This window comes from Vreelandella halophytica, assembly GCF_968193635.1.
In genome coordinates this window covers 3,320,360-3,341,330 of record NZ_OZ309107.1, presented here as the reverse complement: position 1 = coordinate 3,341,330, position 20,971 = coordinate 3,320,360, and the positions used below count along the sequence as shown (strand labels likewise).

The following is a 20,971-nucleotide window of genomic DNA, read 5'->3' as shown; positions in this document are numbered from 1 at the left end:
TGAAATCAGGATATTAGACGTTAGTCGTAGGGCGCGGTGCGTGGCATCAAGGCGTGGAGGTATCGCCCCCCGCTCCTGGGCGCTTGGCGGTCTTTTTACGCGGAATACCTAGCCGCTGGCGCCGTTCCCAGAGGTTTTTACGGCTAATGCCCAATTTTTGTGCAAGCTCGGTTTCGCTCATCTGATCCTGGTGCTCGAGCACGAAATGCTGAAAGTAATCCTCCAGCGACAGATCCTCTTCGTCTTCGAACGACTCTTTCGCTTCGGACGTCGCACTGGGCGCCGGGCGGTGAGGCACCGGCCCCAGCCCTAAGTCGTCAGGGTGGATCAGGTGGCCCTCGGCGAGAATCACGCCGCGCTCGAGCGCGTTTTCGAGCTCGCGCACGTTGCCAGGCCAGGGGTAGTCCTGCACATCCTGACGCGCGGCGCGCGAAAGGCGAAGACCTGGCCGGTCGTGGCGCTGGCAGGCTTTCTCCAGCAGGATGTCGGCGATTTTCAAAACGTCCTCGTCACGCTCGCGAAGCGGCGGCAGGGCGATCTGCATGACGTTGAGGCGATAATAAAGATCCAGGCGGAACTCACCGCTTTTGGAAAGCGCGCGCAGGTCCCGGTGGGTCGCGGTAATCAGGCGGACGTTCACGTGACGGGTTTCCACGGAGCCGATCTTGCGGATTTCGCCTTCTTGCAGCACGCGCAGAAGCCTTGCCTGGGCATCCAGCGGAAGTTCGCCGATCTCGTCGAGAAACAGCGTACCGCCGTCGGCGGCTTCTACCAGCCCGGTGCGAGCAGCGCTTGCGCCGGTGAAGGCGCCTTTTTCGTGGCCGAAAAGCTCGGACTCGATCAGCGTTTCCGGGATCGCCGCGCAGTTGACGCAAATAAGCGGGGCCGCCGCGCGCTTGCTCTGCTGATGAAGCGCCCGCGCCACCAGCTCCTTGCCGGTGCCGGACTCGCCCTGGATCAGCACGCTGACATCCGCCGGAGCGGTTTTACGAATCCGGGTGTACACCTGCTGCATGGCGGCGCAGTCGCCGATCATGATTTGGCGGGTGCCGCCCTCGTCGGTAATTGCCGGGGCGCTGCCGGCCGCCATGGCGCGCTTGTGCAAAATGCCCTCGACGGTTTCCAGCAGCTCGTCGTGATCGAAGGGTTTGGCGACGTAGTCCACTGCGCCAAGCTTCAATGCCTCGATCGCCGAGCGCATGCTGGCGTAGCTGGTCATGACCAGCACCGGCGCCGGGGCGGCGGCTTCGATCAGCGCGGTGCCCGGCTCGCCCGGCAGGCGCAGGTCGCTGATGATGAGATCGAACTCGGCAAGCGCCAGCGTTGCCGTCTCCTCGACGCTGGCCGCCTCGACGACCTCATAGTGGCTGCGTTCGAGCAGGCGCTTGAGGGCGCTGCGAATAATCGCTTCATCTTCAACAATCAGTATCCTGGCCATTTAGGGGTCGATCATCCTGTTGGTAAAGCGGCAGCCAAAGCGTAATGGCGGTACCGCACGATTGTCCGCTCGGGGGCGAGGCGCACTCGATTCGGCCCTGGTGCTCGTTGATAATCTGGTACGCCACCGAAAGCCCAAGCCCGGTGCCTTCTCCCGGTGCCTTGGTGGTGGTGAAGGGCTCGAACAGGTGATCCTTCACGCTTTCCGCGATACCTTCGCCGTTATCCGTGACGCGCCACCAGGCCTGCCCGGCCTGCTCGCCGGCGTCGATCAAAACCTCGCCCGGCCCCTGGCAGGCGTCGCGCGCGTTGCCCAGCAGGTTCACCATTACCTGGGTCAAGCGCTGGGCGTCGCCCTGAACAGTGAGTTGCGCCGGGCAGGCGTTGTCAAAGCTAACATCCTCGCCCGACCGGGCCAGGTGGATCAAGTGTAGCGCGTCGTCGCTGATATGGCGGAGCACGACGCGCTCTGCCGGGGGCGGCAATGACTGGCGCCCGCCGTGGGCAAAGCCCACCAGCGAATTGACGATTTTAGTCACCCGCTGGGTCAGCTCCTGGATGTGATCGGCGGTTTCCAGCAATGCCGGGTCGCTGGTATCGAAACGCAGGTTTTGGGCAAGCGATGAAATCCCCGTGATCGGGTTGCCGATCTCGTGGGCGACCCCGGCGGCCAGTTGGCCGATCGAGGCCAGACGCGCGGCGTGCACCAGCTCCTCTTCGAGCCACTTCATCTCGCTGTGGTCCTCGACCAGGATCACGCTACCGCCGCGGCTATCGAGCCCGCTCAGCGCGGCCTGGTGCAGGGTCAGGAAGTAGTCCCTGCCGTGCAGGCACGCCGGTTGCTTGTAAAGCGGGCCGCCTGGCGTGTGCTGCGCGCTTTTTAATAGCTCGGGCCAAGGCGCGGGGAGGCTGTCGCGGTGCGCGCCGATCACACTCTCGCCGCTAATGCCGGATAGCTCGGAAAGCGCCTGGTTCCACATGGTCAGCTCGTCGTCATCACCCAGTACGCAAAGCCCGACCGGAAGGTAAGCCAGGGTCTGGCGGTGGTGGCGGCGCAGCCCGTCGAGCTCCCGGGCAAGGCCGGTGAGCCGGGAGCGATAGGCCTCAAGGCGGCTCTCCACGAAGTGGATATCGTCGGTCACCGGCGCGTCGTCGTGGCGATAGGGTAGGTAGCGGTCGACGATGTCGCGGGCAACAGAGGGGCCCATTAGCCCGGAAAGGTTCGCCTGGAGCCGGTCGCGCAGCCGGCGCAGCGCGTAGGGCCGGCGCTCCTCGGGGCCCAGGTTGAGCGCTTTCATTGCCCGGGCCACTTCGCGTTCGGCGGCCTCGTCGCCCAGCGCCTGGGCCAGGTGGGTGTGAAAATCCGCCGGGGTGGCGGCTTCCAGCGGCAGGCGCTTGGAGCGGATCACCGCATCGACCGAGCACGCCTCCGCGGCGCTCTGTTCGCCTTCCGAGGTGCGGGTGAAAAGCGAGATGACGATCAACAGCACGATATTGACCGAAAGCGATATCAGCGTAGTGGTGTACCAGTCCGGGGCGCCCGGGGGCATCATGTCGACGAACGGAAGGCTAGGCAGCGAGGTGGAGAGCAACAGCGGCAGCCAAAGCCCCCAAAGCCATATCAGCGCGCCGCCGATAAGACCGGCCACCATGCCGTTACGGTTGGCGCCGGGCCAGTAAAGAAGCGCGAGCATTCCCGGTAAGCACTGGGCGATGCCGACAAAGGCGGCGAGCCCCAGGTCTGTGAGGGTGTGGTGGCGGCTGATGCCTTCGGCAAACAGCCAGCCGCTGGCCACGACGGCCACGACCAGCGCGCGGCGTAGCCATAAAAGCCAACCGTAAAGATTACTGCGCGCCTCCGGCGGGCGGGCGACCAGCACCACGTGGTTGAGCACCATGCCCGATAGCGCAATGGCCATCACCGCCATGGTGCCGCTGGCCGCGGCCAGGCCCGCCAAAAAGGCCAGCGCCCCGACCCACCAATGGGTGGAGAGCTGATAGGCGGCGTAGGCGGTCAATGAAAGGTCGCCCCCCAGCGACTGCGCCGCCCACCAGATCAGCGGGATGGGAAGCGCCATCAGCAGCAAGAACAGCGGCAGCGTCCAGCTCGCCTGTAAGAGCGTATGCCGCGAGAGATTCTCGGCAAAGGTGATTTGAAAAAGATGCGGCATCATGAAAGCGGCGGCGAAAAACAGCAGCAGCAGCGTACGCCACTGGGCGGGGTCCAGCCTGGGCGTAGCCGCCTGGGCAACGAGCCCGGGGCCGTCGAGCCATTGCTGCAAATCCTGGGGGCCGCTGAACACCCACCAAAGGGCGATGGCGCCAAGCGCAAGCATCGCCAACAGTTTGATGAGCGCCTCGAGGGCGAGCATGCTCAAAAGCGTGTCGTGGCGATGCTGATGGCGGTGGCGGGCGCCGCAAAGAATGGCGCCCAGCGCGATGATGGCGCAAAAAAGCAGCGTCGCGACGTCGCTGTAGCGGCTATGGGTCAAGTGAAAGACCGCATCGCTCAGGGTTTTGACCTGAATACCCAAAAGCGGCAGCACCGCCAAAAGGCTTAACAGGGTGACCAGGGTGCCCACCCAGCGCGAGCGAAAGCGAAACGCGAACAAATCGGCAAGCGAAGAGAGCTGGTAGGTGCGGGTGATGCGCTGAATGGGCACCAGCAGCACCGGCGCGAGCAAAAACGCCCCGGCCGCGCCCAGGTAGTAGGCCAGGTAGCCAAAGCCCGCCTCGGCGGCAAGCTCGAGGCTGGCGTACACCGCCCAGGCGCTGGCATAGATGCCCAGCGCCAGCGTGTAGACCAGCGGGTGGCGAGTCAGGCGTACCGGAATGAGCCCCCGCTCGACCGCTACGCCGGCGCCCAGTAGCAGGCCAAAATAGCCAAGCCCCAGGGCGATGACGCCGACTAGTTCAACGCTCATCCAGCTTCCTTTTTTGCTCGAGCCAGAGGGTCAGCGCGATCAGCCCGCCCCAGATCAAAAACGGGCGATACCACACCGTCCCCGGCTCGCTCCAGCCGCCCATCAACACCGGCGAAAGCAGGTAACCGCCGAACACCAGAAAAAGCAGAATACGGTAGACGTACATATCAGCGCTCTTCCGGCATGGGCCGCTCGACGTTGGGCACCAGCCGCGCCGGCTGCCAGTGGGCGATGGCCCAGGTAAGCTGCTGATCGGGCGGGGCGCTTTGAAGCGCGCTCGGCGGGGCCTGGTCCAGCGCGACCAGTGCCTGGTAAAGCTGGCGGCGAACGGCATCGGGTTCATCCGCCAGCGCTGGCGCCAGGTTCTGTTTGGAGAGCTTTTGTCCCGCCGCGCTCATCACCAGCGGTAAGTGCAGGTAGCGTGGGGCCGGGTAGCCAAGCGCGGTTTGCAGTTGGCCCTGCCAGGGGGTGTTGTCGAGTAGGTCGTGGCCGCGCACGATATCGGTCATGCCCTGCTCGAAGTCGTCCACCACCACGGCGAGCTGGTACGCCCAAAGGTGATCCTTGCGCTTCAATACGACGTCGCCAAGTGCGGCCGGGTCGAAACACTGCTCGCCGAATAAGCGGTCGTGCCAGCGAACGGGGCGCTTGGCGATATCGCTGCGCAGCCGCCAGGCGACGGGCTTGCCCGGGTCGCTCACACCCTGGCGGCACCAGCCGGGGTAGATCGAGTAGTCCTGCCACTGCTTGCGCGAACAGCTGCAGGGATAGGCAAGGCCTTGCTCGGCGAGGTTATCCAGAGCGTGCTGGTAGCGCGCGAGCCGGCTACTTTGCCAGACGACGTCGCCGTCCCAGTGAAGCCCAAAGGCTTCGAGCTGGCGCAAAATGGTGGTGTCGGTGCCTTGTGGACAGCGCGGGGGGTCGAGGTCTTCGATCCGCACGTGCCACTCGCCCTTTTGGGCGCGGGCGTCCAGGTAGCTGCCGAGGGCGGCCACTAGCGAGCCAAAATGCAGCGGACCGGAAGGCGTGGGCGCAAAGCGGCCCCGATAGCGTACGGTGTTGGTCATAAAGCCCATCATGAGCCAGGTGGAAACGCTCGGCAAGACACAAAAACGGGCACTCGCGGTGCCCGATTAGAGGGGGTAGAGCCCCGGCGTGATTATCCGCCCAGCTGTTTTTCTTTCAGCTCGGCCAGGGTTTTGCAGTCCACGCAAAGCGTGGCGGTGGGGCGCGCTTCCAAACGACGAATACCGATTTCGACGCCGCACGCTTCGCAGAAGCCATAGTCGTCTTCATCGATGTTCTCGATGGTTTCGTTGATCTTCTTTAAAAGCTTGCGCTCGCGGTCCCGGGTACGCAGTTCCAGGCTGAAGCCCTCTTCCTGGGTTGCCCGGTCGGCGGGGTCGGCGTAGTTATTGGCGTCTTCTTGAAGGTGGCGCACGGTGCGGTCCACCTCTTCCATGAGGTCCTGCTTCCAATTGAGGAGTAGCTGGCGAAAGTGCGCAAGCTGCTTGGCGTTCATGTACTCTTCACCCGGTGCCGGCTCGTACGGGGTGAAGGATGTGGACGCTTCCGGTTTCTGTTCCGCTACTGACATGGGAGTGCCCCTTACTCAAGTGACTGCTGATCGACCGTGACAACGCCACGATTTCACGTCAAAGGGATGCTTGTTTAGCGGAAAATTGGCCGCTATGCAAGTATTATAGGGTGCCTAAGACGTTAGTCTAATTGCCGCCCGGGGCCGAATAAAATCAAACGATCGAACGAACAAGGAGTTTGAATGGGTTGGAATCCACGCCTTGACCAGGTGGCCCCTTTTCGCGTGATGCACCTGTTGGAAATGGCCCAGGCGCGCGAAGCCCAGGGCTTTGACGTCATTCATTTGGAGGTGGGCGAGCCGGACTTCGCAACGCCGGCGCCGATCATCGCCGCCGGCCAACGAGCGCTCGCCGATGGCAAGACCCGCTACACGCCAGCGGCGGGCCTTCCTGCGCTTCGTGAGGCGATCAGCGGCCACTACTTCGATCACTTTGGCGCCGAGGTCGACCCCGCGCGCATTATCGTCACCCCCGGCGCCTCCGGGGCGCTTTTGCTGGCAAGCCAACTACTGGTAAGCGAAGGCGACCGGGTGCTGATGGCCGACCCCAACTACCCCTGCAATCGCCACTTCATGGCGCTGGCCGGCGCCGAGGTCGACGCAGTGCCGGTGGGGCGTGAAACCGGCTGGCAGCTCGACGCCACCTTGATCGAGAAGCACTGGCAGCCGGCCACGCGCCTTGCCATGCTCGCCTCTCCCTCCAACCCGACCGGGCATACCTTGAGCCGCGCCGGGCTTGCCGGCGTGTGCGAAGCCGTGGCGGCCCGGGGCGGCGAGCTTTTGGTCGATGAAATCTATCAGGGGCTCAACTTCGACGACGCGCCGCTTTCCACCACCGCGCTCTCGAAGGAGGCCTTCGTGGTCAACAGCTTCTCGAAGTACTTCGGCATGACCGGTTGGCGCCTGGGTTGGCTGGTGGCGCCGGAGCGCGCGGTGGAACCCTTGACGCGACTTGCCCAGAACGTTTTTCTCGCCGCGGCCACGCCCTCCCAGCACGCGGCACTGGCCGCCTTCACGCCGGAGTGCCTTGCAGAGCTCGAAAGCCGCCGGGTGACCCTGAAAGAGCGCCGTCAGGTGCTGCTCGATGGCCTTTTCGATCTTGGGCTGGCGCCGGACGTTGCGCCCCAGGGGGCGTTCTACGTCTGGCTGGATATCTCGCGCTACAGCCGTGACAGCCAGGCGTTTTGCGAGCGGCTGCTGGTCGAAGAAAACGTAGCCATCACGCCAGGCGTCGATTTCGCGGTACACGGTGGCGAGCATTTCGTACGTATCGCCTTCACCAGTGACGTGGCTCGCCTGCACGAGGCACTGGTGCGCCTGGCGCGCTTTGTCAGCCGGCTATGATCACCTACGAAAGCGCCCTGGTGCCGGGCATACTGCTGCGCCGCTACAAACGCTTTTTGGCCGATGTGCGCCTCGATGACGGCCGCGAGGTCATCGCGCACTGCCCCAATACCGGCTCGATGAAAAGCGTCAACGTGCCGGGGTGTCGGGTGTGGCTCTCCCAAAGCGACAACCCCAAACGCAAGCTCGCCTGGACCTGGGAGCTGATCGAACTGCCCGGCCTGGCTGGCCAGGTGGAGCTCGCCTCCATTCATACCGGGCGCGCCAACCGCATCGTCGAAACGGCCCTTGCGGCGGGCAAGCTCGAAGCGCTGGCCGGCTATGCCCGGCTTCGCCGCGAGGTCACGGTGGAAGGGTCGCGGCTCGACTTTCTGCTCGAGGATGACGAAAGCCAGCGCCGCGCCTATATCGAGGTCAAGCAGGTCACGCTGATGGAAGACGACGGCCACGGCTACTTCCCCGCCTCAGTCAGCACGCGGGGTCTCAAACATTTGCAGGCGCTCGAGGCGTTGGCGCGCCAGGGCGAGCGGGCGGTGCTGGTATTCTGCGGCGCCCGCGAGGGCATTTTCGATGTCGGCCCGGCCAGCCACATCGACCCGGCCTACGCCGCGGGCCTTGAAGCCGCGGTGGCCCAGGGGGTGGAAGTGCTGGCCTACGGTATCGGGGTGGGCTGGGAGGCGGGCGCGCCGATCAGTATCGGCATCGAGCGCGCCCTGACGGTCCGCCTTTGAGCAGCTAGCGGCGGCGCACGCGAAAAATCGCGATTTCGCCGAACAGGTTGGGCCACCAGCGCGAGGTCCAATGGCCGCGATGTTCGCCCACGCCCACGGCACGGTCGACGATCACCAACCCCTTCTCGCGGCAGAGCTGCTCGAAGTCGTTGAAGGTGGAAAGATGGATGTTGGGCGTGTCGTACCAGGCGTGGGGCAAGGATTTGGACACCGGCATGTAGCCGCGCAGGCCCAGGTACACCCGGTGGCGCCAGTAGGCGAAGTTGGGGAAGGTGATGATGCCCTCGTCCGCCACCCGCAGCATCTCATCGAGCATCTTGTCCGGGCGGCGCAGCGCCTGTAGCGCCTGGGTCATGATCACCTGGTCGTAGCGTTGATCGCCGAAGTTGCCGAGCCCATCGTCCAGGTTGTGTTCGATGACCGAGACCCCGCGCGCCACGCACTGGGTAATGCCCGCCGGGTCGATCTCCAAACCGTAGCCGGTGACGTTTTTCTGCTGGGAGAGGCGCTCCAAAAGGGCGCCGTCGCCGCAGGCAAGATCCAGCACGTGGGCGCCTTCGGGCACCCAGTCAAAAATCAGCTCGAGGTCGGTGCGCATCATGCCGGGCTCTCCCCGCGGGTGTCTGAAAGGCCAAGGCTTTGCGCCGAGCGCTCCATGAAGGCGCTAAACAGCGCCTCGTAGCGCGGCTCCGGCAGCAGGAAGGCATCGTGGCCGTGGGGGGATTCGATATTGGCGTAGCTGACCGGTTTACCCGCCCGAATCAACGCATCGACCAGCTCTCGGGAGCGTGAAGGCGGAAAGCGCCAGTCCGTGGTGAAGCTTACGATGAGAAACGGACACTGGGCCGGGGCGAGCGCAGAGGCTAGGTCGCCGCCGTGCAGCGCCGACGGGTCGAAGTAATCCAGCGCCTTGGTCATCAGGAGATACGTGTTGGCATCGAAGGCGGTGGAGAAGGCGTCGCCCTGGTAGCGAAGGTAGGACTCCACCTGGAACTCCACGTCGAAGCCGAAGTTCAGGTCGTCGGTTCGCAGGTCGCGGCCGAACTTGCTGCCCATGGCGTCTTCCGACAGATACGTGATATGGCCCACCATGCGCGCGAGCTTCAAACCACGCTTGGGCACCGTATTCTGTTCGGCGTACCAGCCCTCATGAAATTCCGGATCGGAGCGGATCGCCTGGCGGGCGACCTCGTTGAAGGCGATGTTCTGCGCCGAAAGGCGCGGGGTCGCGGCAATCACCACCGCATTGGCGACCCGTTCGGGATGCGTGATCGTCCACTGCAGCACCTGCATGCCGCCCAGGCTTCCGCCCACGGCCGCCGCCCAGCGTTCGATGCCCAAATGGTCAGCCAGCCGCGCCTGACTGGCCACCCAGTCGATGACCGTGATCACGGGAAAATCCGGCCCCCACTGGCGGCCGGTGGCCGGGTTGTGGCTTACCGGCCCGGTGCTGCCGTGACAGCCGCCCAGGTTATTCAGCGAGACGACGAAGAAACGGTCGGTGTCGATCGATTTGCCCGGGCCGATATGAGCGTCCCACCAGCCGGGTTTGGTATCGTCGGGATGGTGATACCCCGCCGCGTGGTGGTGGCCCGACAGCGCATGGCAGATCAGCACGGCGTTGCTGCGCTCGGCGTTGAGCGTGCCGTAGGTCTCATAAATCAGCTCGTATTCGGGCAGCACCTTGCCGCAGGCAAGCGCCAAGGGGGTGTCGAAACGAGCAACGTGGGGCGTAACCGTCCCGACGGAGTCCGCCGGGTGGTCAGGTGTTGGCCGCGTGTCTGGATCAGGCATTGAAAACGGTAATCCTGCTAAAAAGTCGATAACGGCGCGCGTGACGCGCGCTTAAAGCCCGACCAGCGCGCCCGGCGCACCCGCCTGGCGAATCAGCGAGCCCACGACCAGCGCGTCGATCAGGTTGATGGCGATAAACACCACGATCGGGGAAAGGTCGATCATGCCAAGCGGCGGAATCACTTTACGCACCGGCGCCATGATCGGCTCGACCAGTTGCATAACCAGCAGTGCGCCCGGATGACTTGCGTTGGGAGCGACCCAGCTCAGAATGATCATTACGATCAGGGCGAAGAAGTAGATCTTCAAAATGGCGTTGGCGAGCGCGGCGACCCCGGCGATCACCAGTTGCACCACCGGCGGCATGCCGAAGCCGATGAGCATCAAAAGGGCGATGATGCTGACCACCTTGAGCACGAAGGCCGCCGCCAGGGTGGCAAGATCAAAGCGCCCAGCGACCGGGCCTAGAAAGCTCTGGAACGGCCCGACCACGGGTTGGGTAATTTTGACCACCGACTGGCTCAGCGGGTTGTAGTAATCCGCGCGTGAGGCCTGCAGCAAAAAACGCAGCATTAGTATGAATAAATAGATGTTGATGAGGGTGTTGACTAGCGTTAACCCGGCGCTACCCATTTGGCTGCCCATTGCTTGCGTCTCCGTTGCGTTAAATCGTGCTGAATGTTGGGGTGAGCGTTTGGCTCAGTGGCCGCGCAGCTCTTTGGCCATTTCGCTGGCGCGCTCGGCGCAGGCCTGCATGGCGCTTGCCATCGTGTCACGAAGTCCAGCGGACTCCAGGTGCTCGATCGCCCGCTCGGTGGTGCCGCCAGGTGACATGACGTTGCGCTTGAGTGTGGCCGGGTCGTGTTCGCTTTGCTGGGCCATGGTCGCCGCGCCCAGCGCGGTTTGAATCGCCAGACGCCGCGCGGTCGCCGCAGGCAGGCCCTGGGCGACGCCCGCCTCTTCCATCGCCTCGAACATCAAAAAGAAGTAGGCCGGCGCACTGCCGGAAACGGCGGTCACCGCATCGAGCAGCGCTTCGTCCTCGACCCACTCGACGATCCCGACCGCTTCCATCAGCTCGCCCGCCAACGTGCGCTGGGCATCGGACACGCCGCGGTTGGCGTAAAGACCGCTGGCGCCAACGCCCACCAGCGAAGGCGTATTGGGCATGCAGCGCACAAGGGCGGTGTTGCCGCCCAGCCACGCATCGATTGTAGCGGCTTCGAGGCCAGCGGCAATCGAAATGACCAGCGGCGCTTGTGCCCGAAGGGTGTCGGCAAGCTCGGCGCAAACGTTTTGCATGATTTGCGGTTTGACCGCCAGGATCACCACATCGGCATTTTGGATCGCCTTACCGTTGTCGGTATGGGTGTGGATGCCCATTGCGTCGCGAAGCGGGGTTAGCGCCTGCTCGGTAGGGGCGGTGGCGGTAATGTGCGCGGCGCTGACGCCGCTTTCGATGAGCCCGCCGATAATCGCCTTGGCCATGTTGCCCGCGCCGATGAAGGTAATGTTGTTCGCCATGGGAAATCCCTTGTTAAAAATGTACCGCCAGTGGCGGGGTCGTCGGTTGAGCGCGTGTCGGGCGCCTGGCGTGCTAATCCCGGGCGCCGAAAATCGCGCTGCCCAGGCGCACCAGGGTCGCGCCTTCCTGCACTGCCGCCTCGAGATCGTCGCTCATCCCCATCGAAAGCGTATCCAGCGGTGCGTCGGGGAGCGCTGTTTGCAGCTCGGCGAGCAGCGCAGCCAGGGCGGCAAAGGGCGCGCGCTGGTGCTCGAGGTCCTCTGCCGGGGCGGGGATCGCCATTAGCCCGCGCAGGGCAAGCCCGGGCAGGGCAACGATCTCCTCGGCCAGGGGCCGCACCATCTCCGGCGCAAGCCCTGATTTGCTCGCTTCACCGCTGATGTTCACCTGCAGGCAGATATTGAGCGGGGGCAGATGCGCGGGGCGGTAATCGCTCAAGCGCTTGGCGATCTTGATGCGCTCCACGCTGTGCATCCAGGCGAAGTGTTCCGCCACCGCGCGGGCCTTGTTGGACTGAAGCGGGCCGATGAAATGCCACTCGATATCGTCCAGATCACTTAGCTCGCGCTGCTTGTCCAGCGCCTCCTGCAGGTAGTTTTCGCCAAAGGCGCGCTGACCAAGCTGCCACGCCTGGCGAATCGTCGCGGCCGGCTTGGTCTTGCTGACGGCCAGCAGGCGGGCGCTATCTGCGGGGCGGGCCGCGGCGTCAAGCGCGTGCTCTAAACGCACGCGGGCCTTGGCAAGGGATTCGGAAAGCGCGATCTCTGTCATACTGAATTACCTTAACACCGCCAGGGAAGAGAGATGGATATTACCGAACTGCTGGCATTCTCGGCAAAGCAGAATGCCTCGGACCTGCATCTGAGCGCCGGTTTGCCGCCGATGATTCGCGTCGATGGCGATATCCATCGCCTCAACGTGCCCGCCATGGGCCACGAAGAGGTCATCGCGCTGATCCACGCCATCATGAACGAGCGCCAGCGCCAGGAGTATGCCGAGCACCTGGAAATCGACTTTTCCTACTCGCTACCCGATGTCGCCCGCTTTCGTGTCAACGCCTTTACTCAGGCCCGGGGCGCCGGGGCGGTGTTTCGTACCATTCCAGGCGAGGTGCTCTCCATGAAAGCGCTGGGCCTGGGTGACGTGTTCGAGCGTTTGGCGATGCTTCCCAGAGGGCTCGTACTGGTCACCGGCCCGACCGGCTCGGGCAAGAGCACTACGCTCGCCGCACTGATCGACTACATCAACCAGTACCGCTTCGAGCATATTCTTACCATCGAGGACCCGGTGGAGTTCGTGCACGACAGCAAGCGCTGTTTGATCAATCAGCGCGAAGTGCACCGCGATACTCACAGCTTCGCCAATGCGTTGAGAAGCGCGCTACGCGAGGACCCGGACGTCATCATGGTGGGGGAGCTTCGCGATCTCGAGACCATCCGGTTGGCGCTGACCGCCGCGGAAACCGGCCACCTGGTGTTTGCCACGCTGCATACCACCTCGGCGGCGAAAACCATCGACCGTATCATCGACGTTTTTCCCGGCGAAGAGAAATCCATGGTCCGCTCGATGCTGTCCGAATCGCTGCAAGCGGTGGTCGCGCAGACGCTGCTCAAACGCGAAGGCGGCGGGCGCGTGGCCGCTCACGAGATCCTGATAGCCACCTCGGCGGTGCGTAACCTCATCCGCGAGGACAAGGTGGCGCAGATCTACTCGGCGATGCAGACCGGGGTGAACCTGGGCATGCAAACCCTCAACGCCTCGCTGTTGAAGCTGGTCAACGAAGGCGCGGTGAGCTTCGATGAAGCCCAGTCCCGCGCTCAAGGCGCACTTACGCCCCCTCGGGAGTAAGCCTTTCAAGTGGCGTACACGCCGCCCAACACCCGCGGGCCCTTGGCGCCGGTGACCGAGGCCAGGTTGCCGGGCAGGCCTTCCAGACGCTGGTGGGCCAGCCAGCCAAAGGCGCCGGCTTCGATCCAGTCCTCCGGCCAGCCATAGGCGGCGGGCGAGGTCAGCACTGCGTTAGGCAGGTGGTGGGCAAGCCTTGCCATCAGGTATGCGTTATGCGCGCCGCCGCCGCCGGTAATCAGGGTGAGTGGCGCGGCCGACGGTAAAAGCTTATCGATCGCCCCGGCAACGCTTACGGCGGTGAGCTCGGCAAGCGTTGCCTGCACATCCGCCGCGTCCTCCTCGCCGGTTAGCTTTTTAAGCAACCACTCGGTATGAAACAGCTCCCGTCCGGTGCTGCGTGGCGGGGTCAGCGCGAAAAAGGGCTCGTCGAGCAATCGGGCCAGCAGTGCCGGATCGATTTGGCCGCTTTTCGCCCAGCCGCCGTCTTTATCGAAGCGCGCGGTTGGGTGTTGGGCGTGGCGGGTAAACCAGGCGTCCATCAGCACGTTGGCAGGGCCGGTGTCGAAGCCTAAAACGGGCTTTTCCGGCGCGGCGGGCAGCCAGGTGACGTTGGCGATGCCGCCCAGGTTGAGAACGAGCTGCTCCTCCCCCGCCGTTTGAAAAAGCGCCTTATGAAACGCCGGCGCAAGCGGCGCGGCCTGGCCGCCGGCGGCCAAATCGCGTCGGCGAAAATCTGCCACCACGGCCATGCCGGTCAGTTCCGCCAAAAGGCTTGGGTTGTCCAACTGGTGTGTATAAGCCGGCCCGCCCGCGTGGCCTTCTGGGGCATGCTCGATGGTTTGGCCGTGGCTGCCGATGGCGCGAATCTCGCCAGGCGTTCGGCCCGCTTTTTCCAGCAGCGCCTTTACGGCCCTGGCCTGGAGCGCGCAAAACTGCGCCTCGGCGGCGGCGAGCTCGGAAAAACGTGTGTGCTCGGCGTGGCACAGCGTTAAAAGTGCCTGACGCAGCGGTTCGGGCATCGGCTCGGCGTGAGTGCCCAGCAGTTTGGGGGCGCCGGAAGGCGATATGGCGACCAGGGCGGCGTCGATACCGTCGAGGCTGGTGCCGGACATCAGCCCTATATAGAGAGGTGTATCGGGATGGTGCGATGTAGCGGGTGCGAGAGGCGTCGTCATTAGCGTTTCCAAAGCGGTGAAGGCTCAACCGTGGCCGATTGGCATGGTAACATTGCCGGTTGTTTATCATCTGTTGCCCCTACCGGGCAAAGCTTAAAGTGGAGAGAGGCAATGAGTGAGGTGGATCAGGCGCTAGCGCTACTATCGCGCGGTACGCACGAAATCCTGATAGAGGACGAGTTAAAGCAGAAGCTCGCGTCAGGGCGCAAGCTGCGTATCAAGGCGGGCTTCGACCCCACCGCGCCTGATTTGCACCTGGGCCACAGCGTACTGCTCACCAAGATGCGTCAGTTCCAGGACCTGGGCCACACGGTCATTTTCCTGATCGGCGACTTCACCGGGCGCATCGGCGACCCGACGGGCAAGAACGTGACCCGTAAGCCGCTCACCGAGGAAGACGTCAAGGCCAACGCCGAGACCTATAAAGAGCAGGTCTTCAAGATTCTCGATCCCGAAAAGACCGAGGTGCGCTTCAACGCCGAGTGGTTCGGCGAGATGAGTGCGGCAAAGATGATCGAGCTGGCCGCGCAAAGCACCGTGGCGCGTATGCTCGAGCGCGATGATTTCGAGAAGCGCTACAAGGCCAACCAGTCCATTGCGATTCACGAATTCCTCTACCCGCTGGTGCAGGGCTATGACTCGGTAGCGCTGGAAGCCGACGTGGAGCTTGGCGGCACCGACCAGAAGTTCAACCTGTTGATGGGCCGCGAGATTCAAAAGCACTTCGGCCAGGAGCCTCAGGTGGTTATCACCATGCCGCTGCTCGAAGGCCTCGACGGCGTGCAGAAAATGTCCAAGTCACTGGGCAACTACGTCGGCGTCGATGAGTCGCCAGGCTCGATGTTCAACAAGCTGGTCTCGATGCCGGACAGTTTGATGTGGCGCTACTTCGAGCTCTTGTCGCTCAAATCCAACGAAGAGCTGGACGCTATCAAGCAAAGCGTCGAGCAAGGCGCCAACCCGCGCGATATTAAAATGGAGCTGGCCCGCGAGCTGATCGCCCGCTACCACGGCGAGGAAGCCGCGGCCAACGCCCACAAGTCCGCCGGTAACCAACTGGCCGATGGCGAGCTGCCCGAGGACCTGCCGGAAGTAGAGGTCGACTTCGAGGGTGGCGAAGCGCCGATCGCCAGCGTGCTCACCCGCGCGGGGCTGACCAAAAACAGCGCCCAGGCCAAGGACATGCTCAAAAACGGCAGCGTTAAAGTCGATGGCGAGGCAGTGGCGCCGAGCACCATGTTATCCACGGGCAAGGCCTACGTTATTCAGGCGGGCAAGAAGCGTTACGCGCGTGTGACGCTAAAGTGATCGTTTTTTGAAAAAGCCCTTGCACTCCCGGCAGTGAATCCGTAAAGTACGCATCCGCTGCCGGGGACGCAAGGCGTTGCCAGCGGTGAATGAGAGTGAAAACTCTCGGTTTGTCAGGAGGTTAGCGTTTTTTTGTTCGCTCGCTTCACTCGCCAAAATCGGCGGTTGACAAACTTCAGGAAATGCGTAGAATACGCCTTCCTCGCTACGGCAACCGGCTCAGGTCATCGAGTCAAGTATTAGTCGAAGCGAAACCGCTCTTTAACAATTTGATCAGGTAATTCATGTGGGCGTTTGCCGATGAGGGTGACAAGTCACCTTATATCAAGGCAAGCGCACAAGAAGAATTTTCGAATTCTTCAAATTCGTTTGAACCTTGAGCCAGGATTGATTCGCCTCTGTTGCTTTCGAGCGACAGGCAAGAATCACAATGATTTTAAACTGAAGAGTTTGATCATGGCTCAGATTGAACGCTGGCGGCAGGCTTAACACATGCAAGTCGAGCGGTAACAGGTCCAGCTTGCTGGACGCTGACGAGCGGCGGACGGGTGAGTAATGCATAGGAATCTACCCGGTAGTGGGGGATAACCTGGGGAAACCCAGGCTAATACCGCATACGTCCTACGGGAGAAAGGGGGCTTTGGCTCCCGCTATCGGATGAGCCTATGTCGGATTAGCTGGTTGGTGAGGTAACGGCTCACCAAGGCAACGATCCGTAGCTGGTCTGAGAGGATGATCAGCCACATCGGGACTGAGACACGGCCCGAACTCCTACGGGAGGCAGCAGTGGGGAATATTGGACAATGGGCGCAAGCCTGATCCAGCCATGCCGCGTGTGTGAAGAAGGCTTTCGGGTTGTAAAGCACTTTCAGCGAGGAAGAACGCCTGGCGGTTAATACCCGCCAGGGAAGACATCACTCGCAGAAGAAGCACCGGCTAACTCCGTGCCAGCAGCCGCGGTAATACGGAGGGTGCAAGCGTTAATCGGAATTACTGGGCGTAAAGCGCGCGTAGGTGGCATGACAAGCCGGTTGTGAAAGCCCCGGGCTCAACCTGGGAACGGCATCCGGAACTGTCACGCTAGAGTGCAGGAGAGGAAGGTGGAATTCCCGGTGTAGCGGTGAAATGCGTAGAGATCGGGAGGAATACCAGTGGCGAAGGCGGCCTTCTGGACTGACACTGACACTGAGGTGCGAAAGCGTGGGTAGCAAACAGGATTAGATACCCTGGTAGTCCACGCCGTAAACGATGTCGACCAGCCGTTGGGTGCCTTGTGCACTTTGTGGCGAAGTTAACGCGATAAGTCGACCGCCTGGGGAGTACGGCCGCAAGGTTAAAACTCAAATGAATTGACGGGGGCCCGCACAAGCGGTGGAGCATGTGGTTTAATTCGATGCAACGCGAAGAACCTTACCTACCCTTGACATCCTGCGAACCCGGAAGAGATTCCGGGGTGCCTTCGGGAACGCAGAGACAGGTGCTGCATGGCTGTCGTCAGCTCGTGTTGTGAAATGTTGGGTTAAGTCCCGTAACGAGCGCAACCCTTGTCCCTATTTGCCAGCACGTAATGGTGGGAACTCTAGGGAGACTGCCGGTGACAAACCGGAGGAAGGTGGGGACGACGTCAAGTCATCATGGCCCTTACGGGTAGGGCTACACACGTGCTACAATGGCCGGTACAAAGGGCTGCGAACTCGCGAGAGTAAGCGAATCCCGGAAAGCCGGTCTCAGTCCGGATCGGAGTCTGCAACTCGACTCCGTGAAGTCGGAATCGCTAGTAATCGTGGATCAGAATGCCACGGTGAATACGTTCCCGGGCCTTGTACACACCGCCCGTCACACCATGGGAGTGGACTGCACCAGAAGTGGTTAGCCTAACTTTGGAGGGCGATCACCACGGTGTGGTTCATGACTGGGGTGAAGTCGTAACAAGGTAGCCGTAGGGGAACCTGCGGCTGGATCACCTCCTTAAACGATGCGTCACTCTCCCGGCAAGCGCTCACAATGAATTACCTGATCAAGTAGCTGTTGATGCGCAGTGACAAACGTTCTGTCCTTCACACATCAAAAGAAAAAGCCTTGAGGTTTCAAGATCTTTTTTCTTTTTTAACGTGAAAGATCGCTTGTCACTGCTTATGGCAGTCGCTCTTTAACAATGTATATCATGCTGACAGTATCGAATGACGATACGAAGACAAAAGCCCTCGGGCTTGCGTGTTCGTGGCGTGATCTCGATACGCAATTGTTTTGTGATACGTTTCAAGCGTATCCGGCAATCGTTGTCATTGCGGGATCCAGACTCCTTCGGGTTATAGGGTCAAGCAATGAAGCGCACACGGTGGATGCCTAGGCAGTCAGAGGCGATGAAAGACGTTGTAGCCTGCGATAAGGTTCGGTGAGGTGGCAAACAACCTGTGACCCGGACATCTCTGAATGGGGAAACCCACTGACCACAAGGTCAGTATCGTATCCTGAATACATAGGGATACGAGGCGAACCGGGGGAACTGAAACATCTAAGTACCCCGAGGAAAAGAAATCAACCGAGATTCCCCCAGTAGCGGCGAGCGAACGGGGACCAGCCCTTAAGCATGTGAATGGCTAGACGAACGGATTGGGAAGTCCGGCCGTAGCGGGTGATAGCCCCGTAGTCGAAAGTCTGATCATGTGAAATCGAGTAGGTCGGGGCACGAGAAACCCTGATTGAAGACGGGGGGACCATCCTCCAAGGCTAAATACTCCTGACTGACCGATAGTGAACCAGTACCGTGAGGGAAAGGCGAAAAGAACCCCGGCGAGGGGAGTGAAATAGATCCTGAAACCGTGTGCGTACAAGCAGTAGGAGCCCACTTGTTGGGTGACTGCGTACCTTTTGTATAATGGGTCAGCGACTTATATTCAGTGGCGAGCTTAACCGATAGGGGAGGCGTAGCGAAAGCGAGTCTTAACTGGGCGACCAGTCGCTGGATATAGACCCGAAACCGGGCGATCTATCCATGAGCAGGGTGAAGGTTGAGTAACATCAACTGGAGGCCCGAACCAGGATCTGTTGAAAAAGATTTGGATGACTTGTGGATCGGAGTGAAAGGCTAATCAAGCCCGGAGATAGCTGGTTCTCCTCGAAAGCTATTTAGGTAGCGCCTCACGTATCACCACCGGGGGTAGAGCACTGTTTCGGCTAGGGGGCCATCCCGGCTTACCAACCCGAGGCAAACTCCGAATACCGGTGAGTGCAGCGTGGGAGACACACGGCGGGTGCTAACGTCCGTCGTGAAAAGGGCAACAACCCGGACCGTCAGCTAAGGTCCCCAAATCCTGGTTAAGTGGGAAACGATGTGGGAAGGCTCAGACAGCTAGGAGGTTGGCTTAGAAGCAGCCATCCTTTAAAGAAAGCGTAATAGCTCACTAGTCGAGTCGGCCTGCGCGGAAGATGTAACGGGGCTCAAACCAGGTACCGAAGCTACGGGTTCATCCTCTGGATGAGCGGTAGAGGAGCGTCGTGTAAGCCGATGAAGGTGGATCGAGAGGTCTGCTGGAGGTATCACGAGTGCGAATGCTGACATGAGTAACGATAAGGGGAGTGAAAAACTCCCCCGCCGGAAGACCAAGGTTTTCTGTTCGATGCTAATCAGAGCAGAGTGAGTCGGCCCCTAAGGCGAGGCCGAAAGGCGTAGTCGATGGGAAACGGGCTAATATTCCCGTACCGGATGTCATTGCGATGGGGGGACGGAGAAGGCTAGGTGAGCCAGGCGTTGGTTGTCCTGGTGAAAGCGAGTAGGCCTGGGTCTCAGGTAAATCCGGGACCCTTTAAAGCCGAGACGCGAGACGAACGGATTACGATCCGGAAGTCACTGATGCCACGCTTCCAGGAAAAGCCTCTAAGCTTCAGATGACATGCGACCGTACCCCAAACCGACACAGGTGGTCAGGGTGAGAATCCCAAGGCGCTTGAGAGAACTCGGGTGAAGGAACTAGGCAAAATGGTGCCGTAACTTCGGGAGAAGGCACGCCGGATTAGGGTGAGAGGACTTGCTCCTTTAGCCCGAACCGGTCGAAGATACCAGGTGGCTGCAACTGTTTAGTAAAAACACAGCACTCTGCTAACGCGCAAGCGGACGTATAGGGTGTGACGCCTGCCCGGTGCCGGAAGGTTAAGTGATGGTGTTAGCCGCAAGGCGAAGCTCTTGATCGAAGCCCCGGTAAACGGCGGCCGTAACTATAACGGTCCTAAGGTAGCGAAATTCCTTGTCGGGTAAGTTCCGACCTGCACGAATGGCGTAATGATGGCCACGCTGTCTCCACCCGAGACTCAGTGAAATTGAAATCGCCGTGAAGATGCGGTGTACCCGCGGCTAGACGGAAAGACCCCGTGAACCTTTACTATAGCTTCACACTGGATACTGATGTTGCCTGTGTAGGATAGCTGGGAGGCTTTGAACTCCGGACGCCAGTTCGGAGGGAGCCAACCTTGAAATACCAGCCTGGCATCATTGGTGTTCTCACTCGGGTCCGTTATCCGGATCGAGGACAGTGTGTGGTGGGTAGTTTGACTGGGGCGGTCTCCTCCCAAAGAGTAACGGAGGAGCACGAAGGTACCCTCAGCACGGTCGGACATCGTGCAATGAGTGCAAGAGCATAAGGGTGCTTGACTGCGAGACAGACACGTCGAGCAGGTGCGAAAGCAGGTTCTAGTGATCCGGTGGTTCTGTATGGAAGGGCCATCGCTCAACGGATAAAAGGTACTCCGGGGATAACAGGCTGATACCGCCCAAGAGTTCACATCGACGGCGGTGTTTGGCACCTCGATGTCGGCTCATCACATCCTGGGGCTGAAGTCGGTCCCAAGGGTATGGCTGTTCGCCATTTAAAGTGGTACGCGAGCTGGGTTTAGAACGTCGTGAGACAGTTCGGTCCCTATCTGCCGTGGGCGTTGGATGTTTGAGAAGGGCTGCTCCTAGTACGAGAGGACCGGAGTGGACGCACCTCTGGTGTTCCGGTTGTCACGCCAGTGGCATTGCCGGGTAGCTATGTGCGGACGGGATAACCGCTGAAAGCATCTAAGCGGGAAGCCCCCTTCAAGATGAGACATCCCCGAGGCCTCGAGCCTCCTGAAGGGCCCAGCGAGACCAGCTGGTTGATAGGCACGGTGTGGACGCGCTGCAAGGCGTTGAGCTAACGTGTACTAATGGCCCGTGAGGCTTGACCCTATAACACCCAAGGGGTCTGGTCCTGCAGTGACAACGACGCTCGACAGAGCACCGGATACGCAAAAAAGAAACGATCACAAGA

At 61.4% G+C, this 20,971-nt stretch carries 15 protein-coding genes and 2 rRNA genes; 6 read left to right on the top strand and 11 right to left on the bottom strand.

Annotated features, from left to right (window positions below):
- Window positions 1-46: 46 nt before the first annotated feature.
- The 5 genes from ACWHXT_RS15455 to dksA all read right to left on the bottom strand — a co-directional run bounded on the left by ACWHXT_RS15455 (window position 47) and on the right by dksA (window position 5,958).
- The gene (locus ACWHXT_RS15455; protein ID WP_447956472.1) at window positions 47-1,438 is read right to left on the bottom strand and encodes a sigma-54-dependent transcriptional regulator; all 1,392 of its coding nucleotides are present in this window, start codon (window positions 1,436-1,438) and stop codon (window positions 47-49) included.
- Complete coding sequence (locus tag ACWHXT_RS15450; protein WP_447956471.1) at window positions 1,416-4,361, bottom strand: ATP-binding protein; 2,946 nt, start codon at window positions 4,359-4,361, stop codon at window positions 1,416-1,418. Before ACWHXT_RS15450 ends, ACWHXT_RS15455 begins: the two co-directional genes overlap by 23 nt.
- Window positions 4,351-4,527 (bottom strand): hypothetical protein, encoded by a 177-nt coding sequence (locus tag ACWHXT_RS15445; RefSeq protein ID WP_447530068.1) that lies wholly within the window; start codon window positions 4,525-4,527, stop codon window positions 4,351-4,353. The genes ACWHXT_RS15450 and ACWHXT_RS15445 overlap by 11 nt, the downstream gene beginning before the upstream one ends.
- Window position 4,528: 1 nt before the next feature.
- Window positions 4,529-5,428 carry a tRNA glutamyl-Q(34) synthetase GluQRS gene (gluQRS, locus tag ACWHXT_RS15440; RefSeq protein WP_447956470.1) on the bottom strand — a complete coding sequence of 300 codons (900 nt, stop codon included), beginning with the start codon at window positions 5,426-5,428 and terminating at the stop codon, window positions 4,529-4,531.
- 92 nt (window positions 5,429-5,520) lie between these two features.
- On the bottom strand, window positions 5,521-5,958 hold the full coding sequence (dksA, locus tag ACWHXT_RS15435; protein WP_447927177.1) for an RNA polymerase-binding protein DksA: 438 nt from the start codon (window positions 5,956-5,958) through the stop codon (window positions 5,521-5,523).
- A gap of 183 nt (window positions 5,959-6,141) precedes the next feature.
- On the opposite strand from dksA, the gene ACWHXT_RS15430 reads away from it, so the two are divergent.
- Complete coding sequence (locus ACWHXT_RS15430) at window positions 6,142-7,302, top strand: aminotransferase class I/II-fold pyridoxal phosphate-dependent enzyme (RefSeq protein WP_447956469.1); 1,161 nt, start codon at window positions 6,142-6,144, stop codon at window positions 7,300-7,302.
- Window positions 7,299-8,033 carry a DNA/RNA nuclease SfsA gene (gene sfsA, locus ACWHXT_RS15425; RefSeq protein WP_447956468.1) on the top strand — a complete coding sequence of 245 codons (735 nt, stop codon included), beginning with the start codon at window positions 7,299-7,301 and terminating at the stop codon, window positions 8,031-8,033. Before ACWHXT_RS15430 ends, sfsA begins: the two co-directional genes overlap by 4 nt.
- Window positions 8,034-8,037: 4 nt before the next feature.
- Here sfsA and metW read toward each other — a convergent pair whose 3' ends face one another.
- The 5 genes from metW to ACWHXT_RS15400 all read right to left on the bottom strand — a co-directional run bounded on the left by metW (window position 8,038) and on the right by ACWHXT_RS15400 (window position 12,123).
- Window positions 8,038-8,631, bottom strand: a complete 594-nt coding sequence (gene metW, locus ACWHXT_RS15420; protein ID WP_447530551.1) for a methionine biosynthesis protein MetW — start codon at window positions 8,629-8,631, stop codon at window positions 8,038-8,040.
- Window positions 8,631-9,827, bottom strand: a complete 1,197-nt coding sequence (gene metX / locus ACWHXT_RS15415) for a homoserine O-succinyltransferase MetX (protein WP_447927174.1) — start codon at window positions 9,825-9,827, stop codon at window positions 8,631-8,633. The genes metW and metX overlap by 1 nt, the downstream gene beginning before the upstream one ends.
- Before the next feature lie 51 nt (window positions 9,828-9,878).
- Window positions 9,879-10,472: a YggT family protein gene (locus tag ACWHXT_RS15410; RefSeq protein WP_447530062.1), complete on the bottom strand. Its 594-nt coding sequence runs from the start codon at window positions 10,470-10,472 to the stop codon at window positions 9,879-9,881.
- A 54-nt stretch (window positions 10,473-10,526) separates the two neighbouring features.
- A complete protein-coding gene (proC, locus tag ACWHXT_RS15405) occupies window positions 10,527-11,351 on the bottom strand; it encodes a pyrroline-5-carboxylate reductase (RefSeq protein ID WP_447956467.1) in 825 nt (274 codons plus the stop codon).
- A 73-nt stretch (window positions 11,352-11,424) separates the two neighbouring features.
- Entirely contained in the window at window positions 11,425-12,123 is a 699-nt protein-coding gene (locus ACWHXT_RS15400) for a YggS family pyridoxal phosphate-dependent enzyme (protein ID WP_447956466.1), read from the bottom strand.
- Window positions 12,124-12,156: 33 nt separating this feature from the next.
- Between ACWHXT_RS15400 and ACWHXT_RS15395 the strand changes: the two genes are divergently transcribed.
- Window positions 12,157-13,200 (top strand): type IV pilus twitching motility protein PilT, encoded by a 1,044-nt coding sequence (locus tag ACWHXT_RS15395; RefSeq protein WP_447530059.1) that lies wholly within the window; start codon window positions 12,157-12,159, stop codon window positions 13,198-13,200.
- A 5-nt stretch (window positions 13,201-13,205) separates the two neighbouring features.
- Here the strand turns inward: ACWHXT_RS15395 and ACWHXT_RS15390 are convergent, their stop codons facing one another.
- Window positions 13,206-14,375 carry an anhydro-N-acetylmuramic acid kinase gene (locus tag ACWHXT_RS15390; protein ID WP_447956465.1) on the bottom strand — a complete coding sequence of 390 codons (1,170 nt, stop codon included), beginning with the start codon at window positions 14,373-14,375 and terminating at the stop codon, window positions 13,206-13,208.
- A 111-nt stretch (window positions 14,376-14,486) separates the two neighbouring features.
- On the opposite strand from ACWHXT_RS15390, the gene tyrS reads away from it, so the two are divergent.
- The 3 genes from tyrS (at window position 14,487) to ACWHXT_RS15375 (ending at window position 20,889) form a co-directional block, all read left to right on the top strand.
- On the top strand, window positions 14,487-15,683 hold the full coding sequence (gene tyrS, locus ACWHXT_RS15385; protein ID WP_447927170.1) for a tyrosine--tRNA ligase: 1,197 nt from the start codon (window positions 14,487-14,489) through the stop codon (window positions 15,681-15,683).
- A 438-nt stretch (window positions 15,684-16,121) separates the two neighbouring features.
- Window positions 16,122-17,654 (top strand): 16S ribosomal RNA (locus tag ACWHXT_RS15380).
- A 344-nt stretch (window positions 17,655-17,998) separates the two neighbouring features.
- Window positions 17,999-20,889: ribosomal RNA gene (locus ACWHXT_RS15375) — 23S ribosomal RNA — on the top strand.
- Together the 16S and 23S rRNA genes form the textbook arrangement of a ribosomal RNA operon.
- The last annotated feature ends 82 nt before the right edge of the window (window positions 20,890-20,971 follow it).

Bases quoted from the DNA above. Each gene is read 5' to 3' on its own strand.
- tyrS (WP_447927170.1), top strand. From the start codon at position 14,487: ATGAGTGAGGTGGATCAGGCGCTAGCGCTACTATCGCGCGGTACGCAC.
- dksA (WP_447927177.1), bottom strand. From the start codon at position 5,958: ATGTCAGTAGCGGAACAGAAACCGGAAGCGTCCACATCCTTCACCCCG.
- gluQRS (WP_447956470.1), bottom strand. From the start codon at position 5,428: ATGACCAACACCGTACGCTATCGGGGCCGCTTTGCGCCCACGCCTTCC.
- ACWHXT_RS15450 (WP_447956471.1), bottom strand. From the start codon at position 4,361: ATGAGCGTTGAACTAGTCGGCGTCATCGCCCTGGGGCTTGGCTATTTT.
- ACWHXT_RS15390 (WP_447956465.1), bottom strand. From the start codon at position 14,375: ATGACGACGCCTCTCGCACCCGCTACATCGCACCATCCCGATACACCT.
- ACWHXT_RS15410 (WP_447530062.1), bottom strand. From the start codon at position 10,472: ATGGGCAGCCAAATGGGTAGCGCCGGGTTAACGCTAGTCAACACCCTC.
- ACWHXT_RS15455 (WP_447956472.1), bottom strand. From the start codon at position 1,438: ATGGCCAGGATACTGATTGTTGAAGATGAAGCGATTATTCGCAGCGCC.
- ACWHXT_RS15400 (WP_447956466.1), bottom strand. From the start codon at position 12,123: ATGACAGAGATCGCGCTTTCCGAATCCCTTGCCAAGGCCCGCGTGCGT.
- metX (WP_447927174.1), bottom strand. From the start codon at position 9,827: ATGCCTGATCCAGACACGCGGCCAACACCTGACCACCCGGCGGACTCC.
- metW (WP_447530551.1), bottom strand. From the start codon at position 8,631: ATGCGCACCGACCTCGAGCTGATTTTTGACTGGGTGCCCGAAGGCGCC.
- sfsA (WP_447956468.1), top strand. From the start codon at position 7,299: ATGATCACCTACGAAAGCGCCCTGGTGCCGGGCATACTGCTGCGCCGC.
- proC (WP_447956467.1), bottom strand. From the start codon at position 11,351: ATGGCGAACAACATTACCTTCATCGGCGCGGGCAACATGGCCAAGGCG.
- ACWHXT_RS15430 (WP_447956469.1), top strand. From the start codon at position 6,142: ATGGGTTGGAATCCACGCCTTGACCAGGTGGCCCCTTTTCGCGTGATG.
- ACWHXT_RS15445 (WP_447530068.1), bottom strand. From the start codon at position 4,527: ATGTACGTCTACCGTATTCTGCTTTTTCTGGTGTTCGGCGGTTACCTG.
- ACWHXT_RS15395 (WP_447530059.1), top strand. From the start codon at position 12,157: ATGGATATTACCGAACTGCTGGCATTCTCGGCAAAGCAGAATGCCTCG.